Source organism: Ancylomarina euxina, assembly GCF_003863355.1.
GTDB classification, from domain to species: Bacteria; Bacteroidota; Bacteroidia; order Bacteroidales; family Marinifilaceae; genus Ancylomarina; species Ancylomarina euxinus.
Map to the genome: position 1 here is coordinate 33153 of NZ_QQWG01000023.1, position 19628 is coordinate 52780.

A 19628-nucleotide genomic window follows, 5' to 3' on the forward strand; every position below is an offset into this window, starting at 1 on the left:
TTTTTTTTATCTCCTGCTTTACAGGCACGGGTTACCATGTTTTGAATAAAGCATCACCATTCGAGTGATGCTTTACTTGATGAAAAATATTTGGGTTTTAGTGAAGTATGTACTGTATATTGGTTGTTTGTGAAAAATTCGACCTTCTAGCTTAATATGTCCACTTCTTTGTTTAGGATATTTATGACTTTTGGGATTATAAAAATTAAATAAATGAAAATAAATAGATATTCTATATTGGTTTCTTTCATATTGGTTTGTGTATTATCAGCCTGTTCGTTTGAAAAAAAAAAGAAGAAAGAAGAGTTTAAGACAACTAAAGATTTAGTAATAACAGTACCTCTGGCGGGTAATGCCTGGGTCGTAAATGATGTCTCTTTAAACGAGAGGATGATTTCTGATAAGGGACTGACAAATTGGAATAAGGAGTCATCAGTAATCAGAACTTTCGTGAGAGTAAATGGTACAGGTCAGTTGAGCCTGGGTGTAAAAGCCAAATCACTGAAAGGCTCTTCAACAGTAAGAATAACTATTGGAGAAGAGTCTAAAGAAATTACAATTAGCAATAAGAAATCAGATCTTATTCCTGTAGGCTATTTCGATGTGCCTCAAAATGGTTATGTGCAAATCGACATGCAAGGGGTTTCAAAAACGGATCAATATTTTGCTGAGGTTTCTCAATTGGTGATTGGTGGAAAAGCGACATCAGCAGGAACTGATTTTGTGAAAGATGATTTTTATTGGGGACGCCGCGGACCTTCTGTTCACCTGTCGTACAAAGTGCCAGAAGAGGCTGGAGATATCAGATGGTTTTATAATGAAATTGAAGTGCCAGAAGGAAACGATGTGATCGGTTCATACTTTATGGCAAATGGTTTTGGTGAAGGTTACTTTGGTATTCAGGTTAATTCTGAAACGGAACGAAGAGTTTTATTCTCGGTTTGGAGTCCTTATGTGACTGATAACCCTAATGATATTCCTGATGATGAGAAAATTACTCTTTTAAAAAAAGGAGCAGAGGTGAAAACTGGTGAATTCGGGAACGAAGGCTCCGGAGGACAGAGTTATCGGGTATATAATTGGAGAGCAGGAAACAAATATCGTTTCATTTTGGGAGCTAAACCAAGTGTAGATAATTCCACCGATTATACGGCCTACTTTTTTGCGCCGGAGATAGGCAAGTGGGAATTGATTGCAAGTTTCAGACGTCCGAAAACGTCAACATATTTAACCCGTCCGCATTCATTTCTTGAGAATTTTATGACGGAAATGGGGCAGTTTACCCGGATGGGAACATATTCAAACCAGTGGCTTCGCAACACTGAAGGCAAATGGTTTGAAATAAAGGAGGCGAAATTTACTGCCGATGCTACTGCAAGAAAGAATTCACGTTTAGACTATGCCGGTGGTGTGGATGGAACACGTTTCTTTTTGAAGAATTGTGGTTTTTTTAGTGATAGAACTATTATGGATACTTATTTCAAAAGAGAAAGTATAGGTAAAGCACCTCTTATCGATTTTGAAAATTTACCATAGATCATGGAATCCATATAACGCAGTGGTTAGTAATGAGAGGAGATGAAACTGAAGAATAGGTTTGGTAGCTTTTGTAAATGGCTTTAGCTTGATTCTCCTCTTTTTTAAAAAGTAAATTCATCATACAATTCAATTTATAAACTTTTGCTAGTATACTAAGTTGGTTGCTCTTGAAATATAAACGCATTTATTAGTCTTGCTTGTTTATTCTCTTGATAAGAAACTGTTTAATTGCCCACGAAACTTGGTAAGACCGTTTAGTTGAATTTTGCCTAATACTTAATATTGAATGAATTTAAATTTAACCCTATAATAAATAAATAATGAAATCATTATTCAAGTTAAGTCCCGTTTATTGTTTTCTCTTTCTACTAATCCTTTTTGCAGGATGTGCAAAAGAAGATTCTCCTGAAATCGAAGAACCTAAACCAGAAGAGGAAACTTTTAACTACAGTTCATCGGCCAAATACAATTTAAATATTGTGTATTTCCTTCCAACGGATGTGAAAGAAAGAAAGGAGTCACACCGAAGACTGAGTGAAATTTTGTTGCACGGACAGGCTTTTTATAGAAAGCATATGCAAGAGTATGGCTTTGGAAACAAGACCTACAATATGTTGGTTGATGAGGATCAGGATAGGGTGAAAGTAATTTACCTGAAAGCCAAATATCCAACTTCTAACTATCCTTATGAGGGTGGAGGAGCCAAAATCATTGAGGAAGTAGATGCTTACTTTGCAGCCAATGTAGGTGAAAGAAATAGCGATCATACGCTTATCCTTACTCCAGTTCTGGACTGTGATAATCGAGATGTTCCTTATTACGGTATGGGACGTTACTGCTTCGCCATGGATTATAACGAAATGGATGTCAGGTTTTTTGGTGAGAATAGCAAAAGAGGAAATGATGCATCGAAGTACATTGGTGGTTTATTGCATGAGCTAGGGCACGGCCTTAATCTTCCTCATAATAAAGAGAAGGTGTCCGAAGTACATAAGTCAAATAAAGGCACAGCCTTAATGGGTGGTGGCAACTACACTTATGGGAAATCACCAACCTTTTTAACAAGAGCTAGTTGTGCAATACTCAATAATTGTCAGGTGATCAGCGATTTTGAGGATACATTTTATACTGGTGCTTCTCTTCAGATCACCTCTGTTTTGGCATCCTATACCAACGGTGAGTTAAAAATATCAGGAACTTTCGATACCAACAAGGACGTGAATTACGTCTGCTTTTATAACGATCCTGCGACTGATAATGCCGATTACGATGCGGTTTCCTGGGCTGCTCCGGTAGAAGGAGGTAATGCGTTTAATATTTCCATGCCCATGAGTGAACTGCATCAAAAAGATAACACACCTTACGTTTTGCGATTGCGTTTTTGTCATTCAGATGGTGAAATTTCTAATATTTCATATTCTTATAGCCTGGAAAATAATGAACCAATCATTGAATTTGGTGACAAAGAAAATTTCGACCGAACGAACTGGCAAGTCATTGATTTTAGTTCCGAAGAAAATAACGAATTGGCAAGTTATGTGTTAGATGGTGATGCAGATACTTTTTGGCACTCCAGATGGTCTCAGGATGCGACGTCTTATCCACACCATTTGACTATCGATATGGATGCTATGCATGATGTATCCGGTTTCTCCTTTTTACAACGAGATGGTATGCGAAAAGTGAAAGACATCGAAATAATGGTAAGCACTGATAATGCTCAGTGGGAAAGTATTGGCAATTTCCAATTGAAGGAAATCAATACCCTTCATCATGTGTCGCTTGGCAATAAAACAAGCTTTAGGTATTTTAAGATCATTGCAAATTCAGCTTTCGATGGTCAACAATATGCAGCAATGGCTGAGATTATGTGTTTTTGATTGTAAGAGAGGTTTTCAGAAATAAAACAGATGTCACTTCATTTTTTAGTAGAGAATACAAGAGGGTGAAAAACCTTCTGTTGGCTTTGAAAGATTACTCTAAATATAAGAATAGACAAATAAGTTTGGTTAGTTAATGGAGGAGATGAAATCGGAGAATAGGTTTGGTCGCTTTGTAAATGGCTTTAGATTGATTCTCCTCTTTTTTTTAGTTTTATAAAGATGTATAATGGAATAAGCTGACTTTAATAGTCAGCTATACACCATTAAATGAAATATTAATAAGAACTTGAAAAGGTGAGTTTTAAAAGTAGGATAATAGGTGTAATCGTAGTTGTTATAGTTCTTGTTTGGAGCTATCGTTCAATTGAAAAATTGGATGCTTATACCTCAGGAGATTCCTATTGTATAAGTTGTCATGCGCATACTGATGCGAGGCAATCCTGGGTCTTATCTTCACATTATAGTACAGATTCGACTAAGAGGATCGGTTGTGTTGACTGTCATTTGCCTCCCAAAGAAAGTATAGACTATTGGCCTCAGAAGATTAAAGCTGGGACGAGTGATTTATATAGCTATTATTTTAAAGATCATGCTAAGATTAATTGGGCGGAGAAATCGGATATTGAAAATGCGCTGCATTTTACCCCAAAAGAGTCCTGCATCAGTTGTCACGAAAATTTGTTTCCCTTTTCCTTATCGGCTAAAGGTGAAAAATCACATTTGTATTATCGAAGCAATGAGGATGAATTGCATTGTATTAATTGCCACATTGGTGTGGGGCATGGAGTGCATAAAGCCATTCATGGTCAAAATATGTCTCTTCTAAAGAAAATGACCACTGATTCAGTGATTTGGTTTACTGAAGCCAACCGAATAAGCAGTTTTGAAAATTACAAAGAACAAATTCCTGGCTCTGATGTTTCTTTCGATATGATTGCCATTCCTTCTGGCTCTTTCCAGATGGCGATTTATGCCAACAATAAATTTAAAAAGAAGCCTGTAAGTCGCAAGGAAATACAACTCTCGCGCTTTTTTATGGCAAAGGTGGAACTTTCATGGGACGCTTATCTTGTTTTTCTCAGAGATGTTGAATCGGAAGGTCGTGTACATGCTGATGAGGTGAATTCTAATGATATTGATGTCATAACAGGAGCGACACCTCCCTGGGGTGATCCCGCTCAGGGCTGGGGTATGGGACAACGTCCTGCTATAAGCATGACCTGGCAAGCCGCCCATACTTATTGTAAGTGGCTTTCAAAGAAAACAGGAAAAACCTACCGTTTACCAACTGAAGCCGAGTGGGAATATGCTTGTGGTACAAATTCAATTGAATACGAAACTGTATCTGAAGCAGAGTTTAATTCCATGATCATTTATCGGGATAATTCTGAAGCCAAAACACATTTGCCGGAAGCTTTACTAGCCAATTCCCGGGGCTTAATTAATATGTTGGGGAACGTTAAAGAATTTTGTTCTAATTGGTATTCTTCAAATCCTTTTGAAAATGAAATAGATTCAATTTTATTCAATCCCAAAGGTCCAAGGAACGGGAAGGAGAGAGTCATTAAAGGTGGTTCGTATCGATCTAAACAAGAAGATGTACGAGTTAATTATCGCGAAAGCACACAGCATGATAATTGGTTAAAAACCGATCCTCAAATGCCTAAAAGTATTTGGTGGTATTCCGATTGTCGGGATGTAGGTTTTAGACTAGTTTGTGAATGGGATGAATCCAGCGAAAAACAATAAATGAATATTTGATCTTTTTGAACGATGAATATAGCTAAAAACGCCAGACGAGAATTTTTGAAAAATGCCAGTACCATAGGCATGTTTTGTGCACTTGGTGCTACTGGTTTTATTCAATGTGAATTGAAAAAAGAGAGGTCTTATGCTTATCCGCCTTTACTTGGACAAGCACCTGATGGTCCTGTTTTGAAAGCAGGGCTTATTGGTTGTGGTTATCGGGGAACCGGGGCTGCTTTCAATTTTTTGAATGCGGGACCCAACTTGGAAATCACTGCTCTAGCTGATGTTTTTATTGATAAAATAGAGCTTTGCAATAAAATGTTGATGGAGAAAAAGGGTTTTGAAGTTCCACAAGAACATTGCTTTGTTGGATTTGATGCTTTTGAAAAGGTGTTGGACAGTGGTGTAGATGTGGTGATTCTTGCCACACCACCAAATTTTCGACCTGAGCATTTAGCGGCTTGTGTTAAGGCAGGTAAACATGTGTTTATGGAAAAGCCTATTGCGGTTGATCCGGTTGGAGTTCGATCGGTTATGATATCGGGAGAAAGGGCAGATGCTTTGGGTTTGTCAATTGTGACGGGTACCATTAAGCGTCATCAAAAAGATTATATTGAAACTTTTAGGCAAGTTGCAAAAGGCGAAATTGGGGATGTTGTATCAGCGAATAGCTATTATAATGTGGGGAAACTCTGGCATAAGAAGCCCAAAGCCGAATGGACTGAAATGGAGGCTATGATCCGTGATTGGGTAAACTGGTGTTGGCTTTCGGGCGACCATATTGTAGAACAAAATGTACACAATCTTGATACCGTGAATTGGTTTGTGGGCAAACATCCAATAAAAGCGGTGGGATTTGGTGCACGGCATCGTCGATTAACGGGCAATCAGTACGATATGTTTAGTGTCGATTTTCTTTACGAAAATGATGTGCATTACCACAACATGTGTCGACAAATCAATGGTTGCGAAAACAATGTTGCAGATCAAGTCAGAGGAACGCTGGGGTACACCAATTGTCAAAATACAATCTATAATCAGGATTCTAGCATTAAGTGGTCATTCGAATATGGAAATGATGATAGGGTTCTTGAGATAAGCCCCTTTGATCAGGAGCATATCGATTGGGTCACAGCTATTAGGACAGGTCAGCCAGTCAATGAAACCCAAGCCATAGCGGAGTCAACCATGACGGGTATCATGGGACGAATTTCGGCTTATACAGGAAAGGAAGTTACATGGGAAGAGATGATGAATTCTGACTTATACCTCTCACCGAAGCATTACAGCTTTGGAAAAGTTGATGTGGATATATCCATTCCTGTGCCAGGAGTGGGGATATAATTAGTTGTGTGAAATTAAAAGGTATGTTCTTTTAGGCTAAATCTTGCCGCTAGTTTAAAATTAGCCACTAGATAATGAATTTAGGAATATATTTATAAGGATAACATATTGAAATTTGGGTGATGCTTCTATTTTTATTGATAAATGATCAGGTCCTGAAACATGTTGATAATTAAAAAAAACTATGGATAAAATGAAATTATTAATTCTTCTGGTGTCTTTAATGGCAACAACAGCTATGGCTCAAAATGTAAATGTTATTCCCCAACCTTTAAATGTGGAAACAGGAACAGGATACTTTATAATTACATCAAAAACAAAAATCATTGCCGATGCAAGTAATTGCGGAAATGCTATCTATTTGCAAAAAATGTTGGAACCTGCTTTTAAGAAAGGCTTGGAACTTACTTCAAAAGGAGCGAAAGGTATTGTGCTTAAGCTTGACGAGAATTTGGCAGATGAGATTGGCTCAGAAGGCTACTTGTTTGAGGTAGGGAAGAAAGCTATTAAAATTACCGCTTCAAATCAGGCAGGTGTTTTTTATGGCATACAAACATTAAAACAATTATTGCCTCTTGATTTGAATGAAGCGGGTGGTGAGCTATCAGTTTCCACTGTAAAGATTAAGGATCAACCACGATTTAGCTGGAGAGCATTTATGCTCGACGAAGCACGTTATTTTAAGGGAATGGATCAGGTGAAAAAGTTACTTGATCAAATGGCTTTACTTAAGATGAATGTATTTCACTGGCACTTAACAGATGATCAGGGATGGCGTATCGAAATAAAAAAATACCCAAAACTAACCCGTATTGGTTCTACACGTGAGGATAGCCAAATAGGGGGTTGGAACAGTAAAGAGCGTTCAGGAAAATCGCACAGTGGTTTCTATACCCAGAATCAGATTAAAGAGATTATTGCTTATGCTACAGAACGACATATAAACATTGTTCCGGAAATTGAAATGCCCGGACATGCATCGGCAGCCATAGCAGCCTATCCCTGGTTGGGAACCATTGGAGAATTGAAAGAGACGCCTGTTGTATTCGGGAAATTACCTGATTCTTATAATGTATCCGATCCTAGGGTGTATACCTTTATCGAAGATGTGCTTTCTGAAGTGATGGCACTATTTCCAGGGAAAACCATTCATATTGGCGGTGATGAAGTCAAATTTGATGCTTGGAAAGAGTCTGAAGAAGTTCAGGCTTTTATGAAAGAGAAGGGCTTGGCAAGTCCGGCTGATTTGCAGATTTTCTTTACAAACAAAGTATCGAATTTTATCGATAAGAAAGAGCATCGTATGATGGGATGGAATGAGATACTGGGAGGAAATGTACACGAATGGCAAAAGGCCGAAGATGTTGAGGTCAAAGAAAAATTGGCTACCAGTGCTATCATTCACTTCTGGAAAGGAAATCTTGATTTGATTAATGACGCAGTGAAAAAGGGTTACGATATTGTGAATTCATATCACATGTATACTTATCTGGATTATTCCCATAACTATATCCCTCTTGAAAAGGCTTACGCATTCGATCCTATTCCTGAAGGTCTTGATAAAAAGTATCATGCCAAAGTTTTGGGCAGTGGATGCCAAATGTGGGGCGAATGGATTCCTGAAGTGTCGGATATGGACAGAATGGTATTTCCACGTTTGGCTGCTTATGCTGAAGTGGGATGGACTGCCAAAGAGCGAAAACAATACTCTGTTTTTGGTGCCAATCTAAAGCACATGCTTGAAAGATGGAAAAAAGAAGGAATTGGATACGCTGATAAGTTTGAGAAGAAGGATTTTTCAAATCAAGATTAGACATTTTTTTTTAAAAAGAATAGGAACCTAAGCTGAGGATTGAATACACTTATTTAATGCCTTACACAGACAAATTTTGACAGTGAATATGACAAAAGTTAGACGTGATTCCCCAAAGAGTAGCTTCAGCTGTAGGTATGTTTTAAAATTTAGGTTCGTGATTAGAGGAGAATTAGGTTGTGATTGAGTTTGGTAGCTTTAGTTGTACATGGCTTTTAATTAATTCTCCTCTTTTTACTTGCAATTTGTGATAAATATAATGGGAATGAACTGAATGATTATTAGATGAAAGATTGATAAAGAGTTTTTTTGTTGAGAGCTTGTTGAAAAGTAAAATATAATGGAAGAAAAAAAAGATTAATATTCTTATTAGTCCTGTTTATTTCAGTGGGATCACTCAGTTTTGCTTAAAGCAGATAAAAAAATGAAAGCAGAAATTTAAGATCGCCTTTTTGTACAGTGGTGATTAGCCCAATTCATAAAGGAAATTAAAGAAATAAAGAATTTCCACATTGTGTGTAGGGAGGGAATCCGAGAATGCTCAATGGCTATATTCAGCTTGTTAGAGTCATGGATGGCAATTATTAAGCTTGGAGAGGGTAAAGGAGTTCCCAACGGAGTAGCTTGGGGAGAATGTTGTGGTAGTGCCTTTCAAATAAGTTCAATACAGTACAAATATCAAATAGAATAAACATATAAGAATTAAAATTAACTAACCCAAACCTGATAAATAAACCTATGAGATCATTAACCACCTACATTATCTTTTGTATGGTTCTGTTTAGCGCTTGCTGTCATAAAACTAGCGTTCAGGATGCACAAAGCTTTGTATATTCCCGTGTTTTACCCCAAGTGAAATCTGTCAAACCAAATGGAGAATGTGGCTTTAAACTAGGTAAAATAAAATCAATTAGTTATTCTGATTCGTTACGAAATCAAGGGGAATATTTAACTGAAATATTATCACTTTCATTATCAAGCGATATTGAAAGTAAGAAGGGAGGCAACTTTTTACTTTCTATTAATAAGGACTTAAAACCAGAGCAGTATCAACTAGCTGTTGATAAGAAACAAATATCCGTTGTTGGTGGTAGTCCTGCTGGTGTATTTTATGGGATTCAAACCTTTTTACAACTACTTCCCCCATCTGTATTTGGAGGCCATAAAATATCTTCAGACTATATATTACCAGCTATGCTTGTGGATGATGCTCCTCGTTTTGATTACAGAGGTATGCTTTTGGATGTCAGCAGACATTTTATCCAATTCGAGGACCTGCTTGAATATGTTGATCTTTTAGCACAGCATAAAATCAATGTGTTACATCTACATCTGACTGATGATCAAGGGTGGAGGCTGGAAATAAAATCCCATCCGGAACTGACACAAACTGGTGCAGTTAGAGGTACAGGAAAAGATATTCCTGTATTCAGTCATGCCTCAGCCCCGAAATCGCAGGCAGCAGATACCGATCCATACGGGCCATTCTTTTATAGCCAGGAGCAGATTAAAAAGTTGATTCAATATGCTTCTACAAGAGGTGTAAAAGTTTTGCCCGAAATTGATGTGCCAGGTCATTCGTTTGCCATCAATAAAAGTTTGAATACATCTTGCAATACCAAAGGTTCGGCTGATATAAATGGGATTAGCGGTAATGTTTTATGTGCTGGCGATGAACGGGTATTTAAAATGTTGGATGATATTATTGCTGAAGTTGCGGCACTTTTCCCATATGATTACATCCATCTTGGAGGTGATGAAGTCAACCAAAATCAGTGGTTGAGCTGTTCTAAATGCAAAAAGTTAATGAAAACTAAAGACTTCAAAGATGGGAGTCATATTCAGAACTATTTTGTAGGACGGGTAAGCGAAATCATTACAAAATATGGGAAAAAACCTGTTGGTTGGAACGAAATATTGCATGGTGGCGAACTACCTTCCGGTACAAGCATAATGTCATGGACAGGGCCAGGTCCGGGAATAGAAGCGGCAAAAAAAGGGATTGATGTTATCATGGCAGCTGGACAGTATTGTTATTTTGACATGAAAGAAGCCAAGCATCCTCAGGAACAAGGGCATTGGTGGGCTGGCTTTGTAAGTATGGAAAAGACATACAGCTATGATCCATTGGAGTCTATTCCTCAGGAAAGTCAAGCGTACATAAAAGGGATAAGTGCAGCTCTTTGGACTGAGTTTTTGGTGCCGGAACAAGAACAGTTTTACTACAAAACTTTCCCCAGACTCTGTGCAATTGCCGAAGTGGGTTGGAGTGAACCTAAACATCAAGACTATGAGGGTTTTATGAAACGCATGGGAGCTTATCACTTTAAAAGGCTGGATTCCCAAAATGTGAAGTACCGTATCCCAAGGGCTAGTGTGAATATTGAAGGAGATTCTTTGTTTCTGATTAAGCCTTATCCAGAGGCTGATATTTATTATACTTTAGATGGAACAAAGCCAACATTTGAGTCAGAAATATATACAAAAGCTCTGCCCGCTGATCTTCGCGATAAGTTGAAGTTTATCACGACATCAACGAGTGGCAGAATGTGTAAATATGAGAGTGTGATAGAAAAGAAATAGTTTAATATAGAAGTGATACATTCTTAATTAAAAGAACTGTTGTAGAGGAAATTAACAAGCTTATTGCTATTTAAAGAATAAACTTATTGATAGCCATTGTTACTGTCTTATACCATTTAAAAGATTCTTACAGACTTGGTTTTTTATTTTAAAATGGAGACAGATTTAATAAATAAGACTAAAAAATAAAGCATATGCATCGAATTCTACTATCCATTATCCTACTATTAGGGAGTGTGTCTCTTATGGCTCAAAACTCACCCTCATTTTTTAAGACGGTTCCCCCAGTGGATGAAAGTACACCGGAATGGGCCCATAAGATGTATTCTGATAACCCCAATGTATCGGAGGTTGATTACCTTTACCACCAGTATTATCAGAGTCATCCTTTCCAGAAAAATATCCATACACAAAATTTTAAGCATTGGAAACGCCAGATTCAGGACTACCTAGGTTCTGATGGCTATATCCACATTTCTTCTCGAAATGAAGAGGATGCAACCAATCAAATATTGATTAAGAAAAGTCAAAGAACTCGTTTGAAAAGTGCAGGGGGAACTCAGGCAAATTGGGTTTGCCTGGGGCCAACGGAAACCTATAATGATAAAGGAGAGGGAAATTTTCCAGTGTCATGGCAGGCCAATGTGTATTCTATGGACCAGTCGGTTTCCAACCCGGACATACTGTATGTGGGAAGCGAATCTGGAGGAGTGTACAAGACTACCGACAAGGGTTTAAATTGGGCTCTTGTCTCTAAGAATGAGATTTTTTGCAATGGCGTATCGGACATTAAGATTGCCCCCTCCAATAGTCAGATTGTTTTTGCTACAGCCAATAAGCGTATCTACAAAACAGAAGATGGTGCGGCTACATGGAAAGAAGTTTATTATATTGGTGAGACAGGAAATCAATTGCTGATTCATCCCTCAAATCCACTATTGGTATTTTGTGCTTCTCCCAAAGGCTTGCACAAATCCATTGATGGAGGAGCAAATTGGCAAACCCAGTATGCCGAAAAATGTTGGGACATTGCTTACCATCCAACCAACTCCGATGTTCTTTACTTGTTGAAAAACAATGCAGGCCAAAAGAAATGTGAATTCTTTAAGTCGACAGATGGAGGAAATACATGGGATAAGAAGGAGCAGGGTTGGTATGCCCCTTCGGATGAAAATAATGCAGAGGATAGCGGGGCTCGTATTGCGACCTCTCCTGCAGCGCCTGAAAAAGTGTATGTGGGACTTTTGGGCGCAAGCAAAGCCGGAGATAATGGATGGATTGGGGTTTACAAAAGTACCGATGCTGGTGATTCATGGGTGAATCCAAAATTACCCGATGGTGGCCCATGGGATGATACAAACCACCAAAATCTTGCGAACTATAAGCGAGACGGTACAGATTTCCACCAGGGGTTTTACAATTTTGCCATGGCAGTATCTCATAAAGACTCTGAAAAAATTTGGGTTGGTTGTCTGGCTTTATCCGAATCTACAGATGGTGGTAAAAGCTGGACCCGGATTGGCGGTTACTATAATCAAAAAGACATTGGCTGGATTCATCCTGATATTCAGGATTTACACGTTCTGGGTGATGATGTATGGATTTGTACCGACGGAGGAGTCAACTACTCTAATGATGAGTTGACAACACATGAATCCAGAAAGAAGGGCATTATCGGTTCTGATTTTTGGGGATTTGGTTCCGGATGGAATGAGGATGTACTGATAGGAGGTCGTTACCATAATGGAAACACAGCTTATTATCAGACTTTTGAGCAGGGGAGTTACTTGCGTTTGGGCGGGGCAGAAGCACCCACTGGTTATGTGGATCCCATGAACAATCGAAAGACCTATTTTTCGGATATTTCTACGACCATTATTCCTGAATCTCTGAATGAGGATGTTGTGCGTGAGGCTTCACTTTCAAAGTATCCAAACGAGAGCTATTATTCGATGTATTCAAGTAATATTGAATTTGACCCTCGATATGCTGACCATATGTACCTTGGGGAAGGGAGTAAGGTTTGGAAATCCGTTGATGGGGGCTCTAGTTTCGAAGTGCTTAATGATTTTGGAAATCAGGGTAAAGTGCTTGAGATAGTTATATCCCGAAGTAATCCGAAGGTAATGTATTGTGTTTTTCAGCCTGGTGGGGGATATTGGGATTTGTGTCAGTTAAAACGCTCTTCAGATGGGGGAAAGTCTTGGAACACTCTAAGTAATCTTCCTGCTAAAGAAAAATGGCGCCTTCAGATTACTTTAAATCCTCTTGACGAAAATGAGTTATGGGTGATTTCTGGTAGTGGAGGCAATGGAGACAAGGTGTATTGTACTACCGATGGGGGTTCTGTCTGGAACAATATGACAACTTCTAAGCTTGACAACGAATCTCCAAAGGATATTTTGTTCCAGGGAGGATCCAATCGTGTGATTTATCTGGCTACCAAGCATTCTCTTTTCTATTGGAATGATATTGCTAAAAACTGGCTTGCTTACAATCAGGGCTTACCTTTTACGGTAAACCCCTTGTCTATGCGCCCTTTCTACCGCGATGGCAAACTGAGACTGGCAACATCTCGTGGGATTTGGGAAACTAACTTGGTTGAAGAGAGCAAGGCAATTGCACAGCCCATAGTCAGAAGTAGTGAGTCGCATTGCAACCGAGATACCATTCAATTTGATTGTTACTCAATTATAAAACATGAAAACGCCAGCTGGAAATGGAGCTTTGACCCTGAACCCAAATTTGTGAGTTCTACCAGTGCTCGTAATCCCAAAGTTGTCTTCTCAGGAGAAGGAAATTGTAATGTTACATTGACCGTAACCGATGGAAATGGGAATACCGATAGTAAAACAGTTGAAAACATGGTGAATCTGAAAAATGTCTGTGGTGCAGATGCGATATCAGGTTATGCTCTAAAGAATACTCAGGCAGGTGATTATTGTGCTACATCGAATCTGGGAATTCAGGTTAATAGTTTTACGGTTACAGCATGGGTGAAACCTAATGGTATACAGGATGATTATACCGGTATTGTGATTAATAATGGAACGACTGCCGGTTTTAATTTTGCTCATGGAAACAATACGCTAGCCTATCACTGGCCTGGAGGTCTATGGTCCTGGAACAGCGGACTCGTTGTTCCTGCCGACAAATGGTCCTATGTGGCTATGGTAGCTTCACCAAACGGGATGAGCTTGTATGTTGATGGAAAAGTGGCCAAACAGGACATTAGCCTTGAACCTGTTGATCTTACCTCCCTTTTTATTGGGAGTTATAAGGGATGGGATTCCCGAAATTTTAAAGGTGAAATGGATGAAGTGTGTATGTGGAACCGGGCTCTAACAACAGATGAAATTCGTAAAAATCGTCATTTAACAAAGGAAAATATTGTTGGTGTTGATCAGGATATAATCGCCTACTACCAATTCAATGAGAACGAGGGAATGGTACTGGACAAGAAAGGGAGTTTGCATGCCCGTGTATACGGAGGGGCAACACGTGTGAAATCGTATGCTCCAGTTGGAAAGGGAAAGAGCGAGTTGTTAGCTGTGAATGCAGGTGGAACTTTCGATTTTAATGAGGCCAATGCTGTGATGAACTTTTCTGATAATGGAAGTCTACCCAATGGCGATGTGGTGGTCACTCAAATAAGCTCGCTTCCAGAAGTCTTACCAAACCAAAATCCCAATGTAGAGTGTTTCTGGATCATTAATAACTATGGTAGTAATAAGTCGTTTTCAGCATTGGAACAGCTGAAATTATCGCCTGCATACGGGGAACCTTCGGAGGTGATTGTGAATCAATCAGAATATGCGCATCTGTATTCCCGTTCGGAGAATGATCTTAGTTCTGACTGGACGGATATAGGGGCTGCAGAATCGGTTATTCCGGGAGAAAAAGGGCATTTTAACTACAATAGCGAAACAGATCTGACAAGTTTTGGCCAGTACTTTATAGCTTGTTCGCGATATTTCGCAATATTGGAAGGACAAGAAGGAGGAGTGCCTACAGGGATTCCTGAGCTTGAACTCGCAAAGGATAGGGTTAAGATGTATCCTAATCCGTTGAAATCCGGATCTAATGAACTGTGTTTACAGTATTCTGGAGTTGAGCGATTACGGATTAGAATCTTTAACCTGACAGGGAAATTGATGATCGATCAATTTGCAGATGGGAGAGGAAATCATAACATAAACAGTGCGAATCTGAAGGTAGGAATTTATGTCTATTCCATTATGGGTGATTCGTTTATCCGAAACGGTAAACTGATTGTGATATAATTTGAGTTAAATATATGGATGATATTGAACTGTGAGATTGATTCCATATGGCAAAAACATAAAATTATAAACATTTGAAATCAATGCGAATCAAGACTTAAAATAATATAGTAATTATTAAAAATCCCAAACATTAAGTCTTGATTTGCTTGATTTTGAATTAAACACGCATCAATAACTAAAAATTTAAATATGAAGTTTTTGTTGATCTTTTTAGCCTGCCTGAGTTTTACATTAGGAAAAGCTCAGCAAATCAATTATGCCCTGGAATTGGATGGTTTGGATAATGATTTAAGAATAGGAATGGATACCATCAATACCCACTGGACGCTTGAAGCCTGGATAAAAGGGAATGATAACAATTGGAGAGAACAGGAAGTTATTATAGGTGGTGGTGAATACGCTAATTTAGATGACTACGATTATTACCCCTTAGTAATCAGGAATGGAAGAGTGCACAGTAATTTTGCGAATATAAGCTCTACAACCATACTGGATAGCAACTGGCATCATATTGCAGTCACTTGTAATGGTAAAACGACCAGCTTATATCTTGATGGGGTAGAGGAAGCGAGTGCCAACAAGGCGACTTCAATAATCCCGGGTTGTGTTGGTTCAAATACCGAAAAGGATAAGACTTTTGCAGGTTTAATTGATGAGGTTCGGATTTGGGAACAGGCTTTATCATCAAAAGAAATAAACAAATGGAAAAACAGAGCTTTAGATGCTGAACATCCCGCATTTTCAAATTTAAAAGGCTATTATACCTTCGATGATTATCAAAAGGAGATGTCGGTTAATTTGGTGGGGAGAAGCGTTGAACCCTACCATTTAATCATCACCCGAATAGATAAATACGGGACAGTGCCTTTGGCAAAACATATGGTGAACAGGAATCCTCATTTTAAAAAATGGGATAAAAATATGAAGCTCTTTTCAGCCGTTTGTCAACACACCGAATGGGATTCGGATCAGGGAGCCAAAGATGAACAGTTAATTAAGTTGCGTTTGGTGGTTCATGGCGACGGTTCAGCCTTAAAGTTAAGAGAGTTGAATCTCGATTTTTCTGAAACAGATGTTTTATCTGATATATCAAAAGTTCGGGTTTATTATACGGGAAAATCGGCACATTCATCGCTTAAAGAGAAACTTTTTGAAATAGATAGATTTAAATCGGCAAAGGTCAAGTTCACAAAAAGTGCAAGCGAAGCTAAAGTGCTCAGCGCCGGGATTAACTATTTTCTGGTCACTATTGATGTTAAGCCAAATGCTGAGATTGGTCACGCTTTGGATGCAAAAGTTTCATCCTTTAAACTTAATAATAAGGTGTATGTTCCTCAGGATGGTTCCTCAATTATTAAAAAGGAGGTGAACTCCAACAGTACAAACAATCCGAATATATACCGGGTTTTATCCTGGAATATATGGCATGGCGGCAGACATTTAGGCGATGTTGGTCCGCAAAGGGTAAAAGATATTGTAAAGGCTACAAATGCTGATGTTGTTCTAATGCAGGAGAGTTACGGCTCTCAGAAAATGATTGCTGATTCGGCAGGCTATCTCTTATATACCCCTGGGAATAAAGATAATTTGGCTATACATTCAAAACAGGATCAGTTTGAGCCTATAGACTCAAAAGTTTCGACCTTTAAATCAATTGGTATAAAAACGAAAGCTGAAAATAAACAAATGCTGGCTGTATTTGACTGGTGGTTACCCTATGCTTATCGTCCCGAATACACTTCGGTATATTTAAACCAGGGGTTGGATACAAATATTTGGATTGATGAGGATAAGGCGCTGGCAGTTGCCGATGCAGAGAAAATCATAAGTCTTGAGATTGATTCAATTGTAACAGACTTAAAAATGCCTGTAATAGTTGGAGGTGATTTTAATACCTTTAGTCATCAGGACTGGACCAAAGAAGCCGCAGAAATACATTATGGCTATGGCCCTGTTGATTTCCCGACTTCACATACCATGTTGAATCATGGTTTTATTGATAGTTACAGAGAAAGAAATCCCAATGAAGTGACACATCCCGGTGGAACATGGGCAGCCAGTATGGGCTTTTTAAACGCACGTATCGATTTCATTTATTATAAGGGAGATCATATCACAACTCAAGCTTCTAAAATAATTAGAAACCCGAAGGAAATTGATGATGTTTGGCCAGGAGATCATGCAGCTGTATTATCAACATTTAGGCTAATGGATAAGAAACTTGTGAATAAGTAGAGAATAGATCTGTTCCCAGATGGTGAAATATATGGTTACGTATAAATATCAGAATTTTAATTTCATAAAAACCTAAAGCCGTTAGTATGATGAATTTACTTAAAATTAAAAGACTTTAGATATTAACACCTGTTATTGAAGTCGAAAAAGGAAGTGCATTTTATATTTCTATCTCCATAGTAAAGAATTAATTTATGATGTATAATGAAGTAATTGTTTCAATAAAATAATTAAAATTTTAAGATATGGATAAGTTAGTAACACTGGCTGAATTCGGTAATGCCATCGAAGTAAAATATAACTTACTAAAGGACATGCTTGATCAGGCAGGAATAAAATATGTGGTTATAAATGAGAATGCCAGAAATGTGGAACCAATGTTGATGACACCCTCAAATATTGCTATTGAAATAAAGATATTGGAATCTGACCTCGAGCGAGCCTTAAAACTTCTAGAGTCAATTCTATAAGTTCTGATTGTGTTTTGAAAAATAATAAAGATTACCCCCATTAGATTTAACTAAGGGGGGCTTTATTAACCTAGATTGTGATCAATCGAGACCGAAGGCATAGTAATAACTTCCAGGGTAATTTTCATAAATACCCGACAGCATAATACCATCTTCTTTTTGTTCCAGATATTTTTTGAAATCCTCTATATTACTAACCGTTTTATTATCAACTCGAGTGATGATAAAGCCTTGCTTCATACTAGTTTGGCGCTTGATAAGACCCGAATGAATCTGTGTGACACGTAATCCTGCAGGGATATTTAATTTATCGAGCTCTTTTGTATTTAGAAGTTCAAGTTCTATACCCAATCGGCTTAATACCTGATTCTTTTCATGTTTGTTAAGTTTGGTGCTTCCCTTTTCGTTTCTTAGGGTTATGGTGAAATTCTTTGTTTTACCAAAGCGATTGACTTCAATATTAAGTTGGTCACCAGGGCGGTGTCTGGCAACAATTTCCATGAGGGCTGCAGTTGATTTGGTTTTGGTATCATTTACTTTTAGTATGACATCACCTTTTTTGATACCGACATCTGCAGCAGCACTATTTTGTGGCAGACTGTCAACATAAACACCTTCTGTAACATCAAGTTCTTTTTCTTTAGCAAAGTTCCCGTCAATATTACGAATTAGAATACCAAGATAACCTCGCTGTACAAAACCGAATTCCAGTAAATCATCTATCACTTTCTTGACAATATTGGAGGGAATTGCAAACCCATAGCCTGAATAAGCACCAGTAGGACTAGCAATAGCTGTATTAATGCCTACCAAACCTCCTTTTAAATCGACCAAGGCACCACCACTGTTGCCTGGATTAATAGCTGCATCGGTTTGGATAAAGGATTCTATAGCACTCCGGTTTTGTAGAATATTGATATTTCTACTTTTGGCACTAACAATACCTGCTGTAACAGTTGAATTCAAATTAAAAGGATTACCCACTGCAAGTACCCATTCGCCTACTTCAATTTCGTCTGAATTGGTAAAAGAAATATGTGTCAGGTTTTTTTCTTTAATCTGTAGTAAAGCCAAATCAGTTGTTGGATCGGTTCCAATGACTTTAGCTTTATAAACTCTATTGTCATGCAAGCTGATTTCGATATCATCAGCAGCCTCAATTACATGGTTGTTGGTTACAATATAACCGTCTGGATTGATGATAACTCCTGAACCGGTTCCAACTCTGGCTTGAGGTCCTATACCTTGGGGCTTTTTAGGTTGAATGCGTGAGTGTGGACCGAAGAATTCTTTTAAAAAATCATCGTTGAAAAAATCTCTGAAAGGAGACGTGCTGCTGCTTGATTCTTGTGGTCCTCGTAATTGTGTTGATTTAATATGGACTACGGCATCCATTACTTTTTTTGACACATCGGTGAACTGTAAGGGGGTGAGTTCACCATTTTTATTGACCGTGTAACTGGTGCCATGTACTGGTGTTTGTGTGATGTGTTCAATTTTAATTGACTTGTCTTTTTCGTACAATAATTTAAAGCCTCCTAAAGTTACGACGCCACCCATAATTGCGGATAAAAGTAGTAAGCTGAACTTTTTCATGTTATGTAAGTTTAAATAGTTGATATTCAAAAGTGTAGTGTTGTGTTTGTTTTGAATTGATTTTTAGAAATTTGCGTGCAAAAATTAGAAGCAATACCTACATTGTAGATAGCTATATAAGTAGTTTAGG

The 19628-nt window shown here is 38.2% G+C and carries 10 protein-coding genes; 9 read left to right on the top strand and 1 reads right to left on the bottom strand.

Annotated elements, in window-relative coordinates; genetic code table 11:
- The first annotated feature begins 213 nt into the window (after positions 1-213).
- The 9 genes from DWB61_RS16020 (at position 214) to DWB61_RS16060 (ending at position 17902) form a co-directional block, all read left to right on the top strand.
- Positions 214-1536 carry a DUF3472 domain-containing protein gene (locus DWB61_RS16020; RefSeq protein ID WP_125031937.1) on the top strand — a complete coding sequence of 441 codons (1323 nt, stop codon included), beginning with the start codon at positions 214-216 and terminating at the stop codon, positions 1534-1536.
- Positions 1537-1859: 323 nt separating this feature from the next.
- A complete protein-coding gene (locus DWB61_RS16025) occupies positions 1860-3419 on the top strand; it encodes a discoidin domain-containing protein (RefSeq protein ID WP_125031938.1) in 1560 nt (519 codons plus the stop codon).
- Between the two features lie 297 nt (positions 3420-3716).
- Positions 3717-5171 (top strand): SUMF1/EgtB/PvdO family nonheme iron enzyme, encoded by a 1455-nt coding sequence (locus DWB61_RS16030; protein WP_125031939.1) that lies wholly within the window; start codon positions 3717-3719, stop codon positions 5169-5171.
- A 24-nt stretch (positions 5172-5195) separates the two neighbouring features.
- Positions 5196-6515, top strand: coding sequence for a Gfo/Idh/MocA family protein (locus DWB61_RS16035; protein WP_125031940.1), 1320 nt, complete (start codon positions 5196-5198; stop codon positions 6513-6515).
- Positions 6516-6708: 193 nt separating this feature from the next.
- On the top strand, positions 6709-8328 hold the full coding sequence (locus DWB61_RS16040) for a beta-N-acetylhexosaminidase (protein ID WP_158614451.1): 1620 nt from the start codon (positions 6709-6711) through the stop codon (positions 8326-8328).
- 738 nt (positions 8329-9066) lie between these two features.
- Positions 9067-10911, top strand: coding sequence for a beta-N-acetylhexosaminidase (locus DWB61_RS16045; protein WP_125031942.1), 1845 nt, complete (start codon positions 9067-9069; stop codon positions 10909-10911).
- 194 nt (positions 10912-11105) lie between these two features.
- The gene (locus tag DWB61_RS16050; protein WP_125031943.1) at positions 11106-15194 is read left to right on the top strand and encodes a LamG-like jellyroll fold domain-containing protein; all 4089 of its coding nucleotides are present in this window, start codon (positions 11106-11108) and stop codon (positions 15192-15194) included.
- Between the two features lie 192 nt (positions 15195-15386).
- A complete protein-coding gene (locus DWB61_RS16055) occupies positions 15387-17432 on the top strand; it encodes a BNR-repeat neuraminidase N-terminal domain-containing protein (RefSeq protein WP_125031944.1) in 2046 nt (681 codons plus the stop codon).
- A gap of 245 nt (positions 17433-17677) precedes the next feature.
- A complete protein-coding gene (locus DWB61_RS16060; RefSeq protein WP_125031945.1) occupies positions 17678-17902 on the top strand; it encodes a putative signal transducing protein in 225 nt (74 codons plus the stop codon).
- A gap of 81 nt (positions 17903-17983) precedes the next feature.
- On the opposite strand, the gene DWB61_RS16065 is transcribed toward DWB61_RS16060, so the two are convergent.
- Positions 17984-19498, bottom strand: a complete 1515-nt coding sequence (locus DWB61_RS16065) for a Do family serine endopeptidase (RefSeq protein ID WP_125031946.1) — start codon at positions 19496-19498, stop codon at positions 17984-17986.
- Between the last annotated feature and the right edge of the window lie 130 nt (positions 19499-19628).

What these genes read in the sequence shown, in the direction of transcription:
- DWB61_RS16040 (WP_158614451.1), top strand. Translation starts at nt 6,709, where the DNA reads ATGAAATTATTAATTCTTCTGGTGTCTTTAATGGCAACAACAGCTATG.
- DWB61_RS16055 (WP_125031944.1), top strand. Translation starts at nt 15,387, where the DNA reads ATGAAGTTTTTGTTGATCTTTTTAGCCTGCCTGAGTTTTACATTAGGA.
- DWB61_RS16050 (WP_125031943.1), top strand. Translation starts at nt 11,106, where the DNA reads ATGCATCGAATTCTACTATCCATTATCCTACTATTAGGGAGTGTGTCT.
- DWB61_RS16025 (WP_125031938.1), top strand. Translation starts at nt 1,860, where the DNA reads ATGAAATCATTATTCAAGTTAAGTCCCGTTTATTGTTTTCTCTTTCTA.
- DWB61_RS16060 (WP_125031945.1), top strand. Translation starts at nt 17,678, where the DNA reads ATGGATAAGTTAGTAACACTGGCTGAATTCGGTAATGCCATCGAAGTA.
- DWB61_RS16020 (WP_125031937.1), top strand. Translation starts at nt 214, where the DNA reads ATGAAAATAAATAGATATTCTATATTGGTTTCTTTCATATTGGTTTGT.
- DWB61_RS16045 (WP_125031942.1), top strand. Translation starts at nt 9,067, where the DNA reads ATGAGATCATTAACCACCTACATTATCTTTTGTATGGTTCTGTTTAGC.
- DWB61_RS16035 (WP_125031940.1), top strand. Translation starts at nt 5,196, where the DNA reads ATGAATATAGCTAAAAACGCCAGACGAGAATTTTTGAAAAATGCCAGT.
- DWB61_RS16065 (WP_125031946.1), bottom strand. Translation starts at nt 19,498, where the DNA reads ATGAAAAAGTTCAGCTTACTACTTTTATCCGCAATTATGGGTGGCGTC.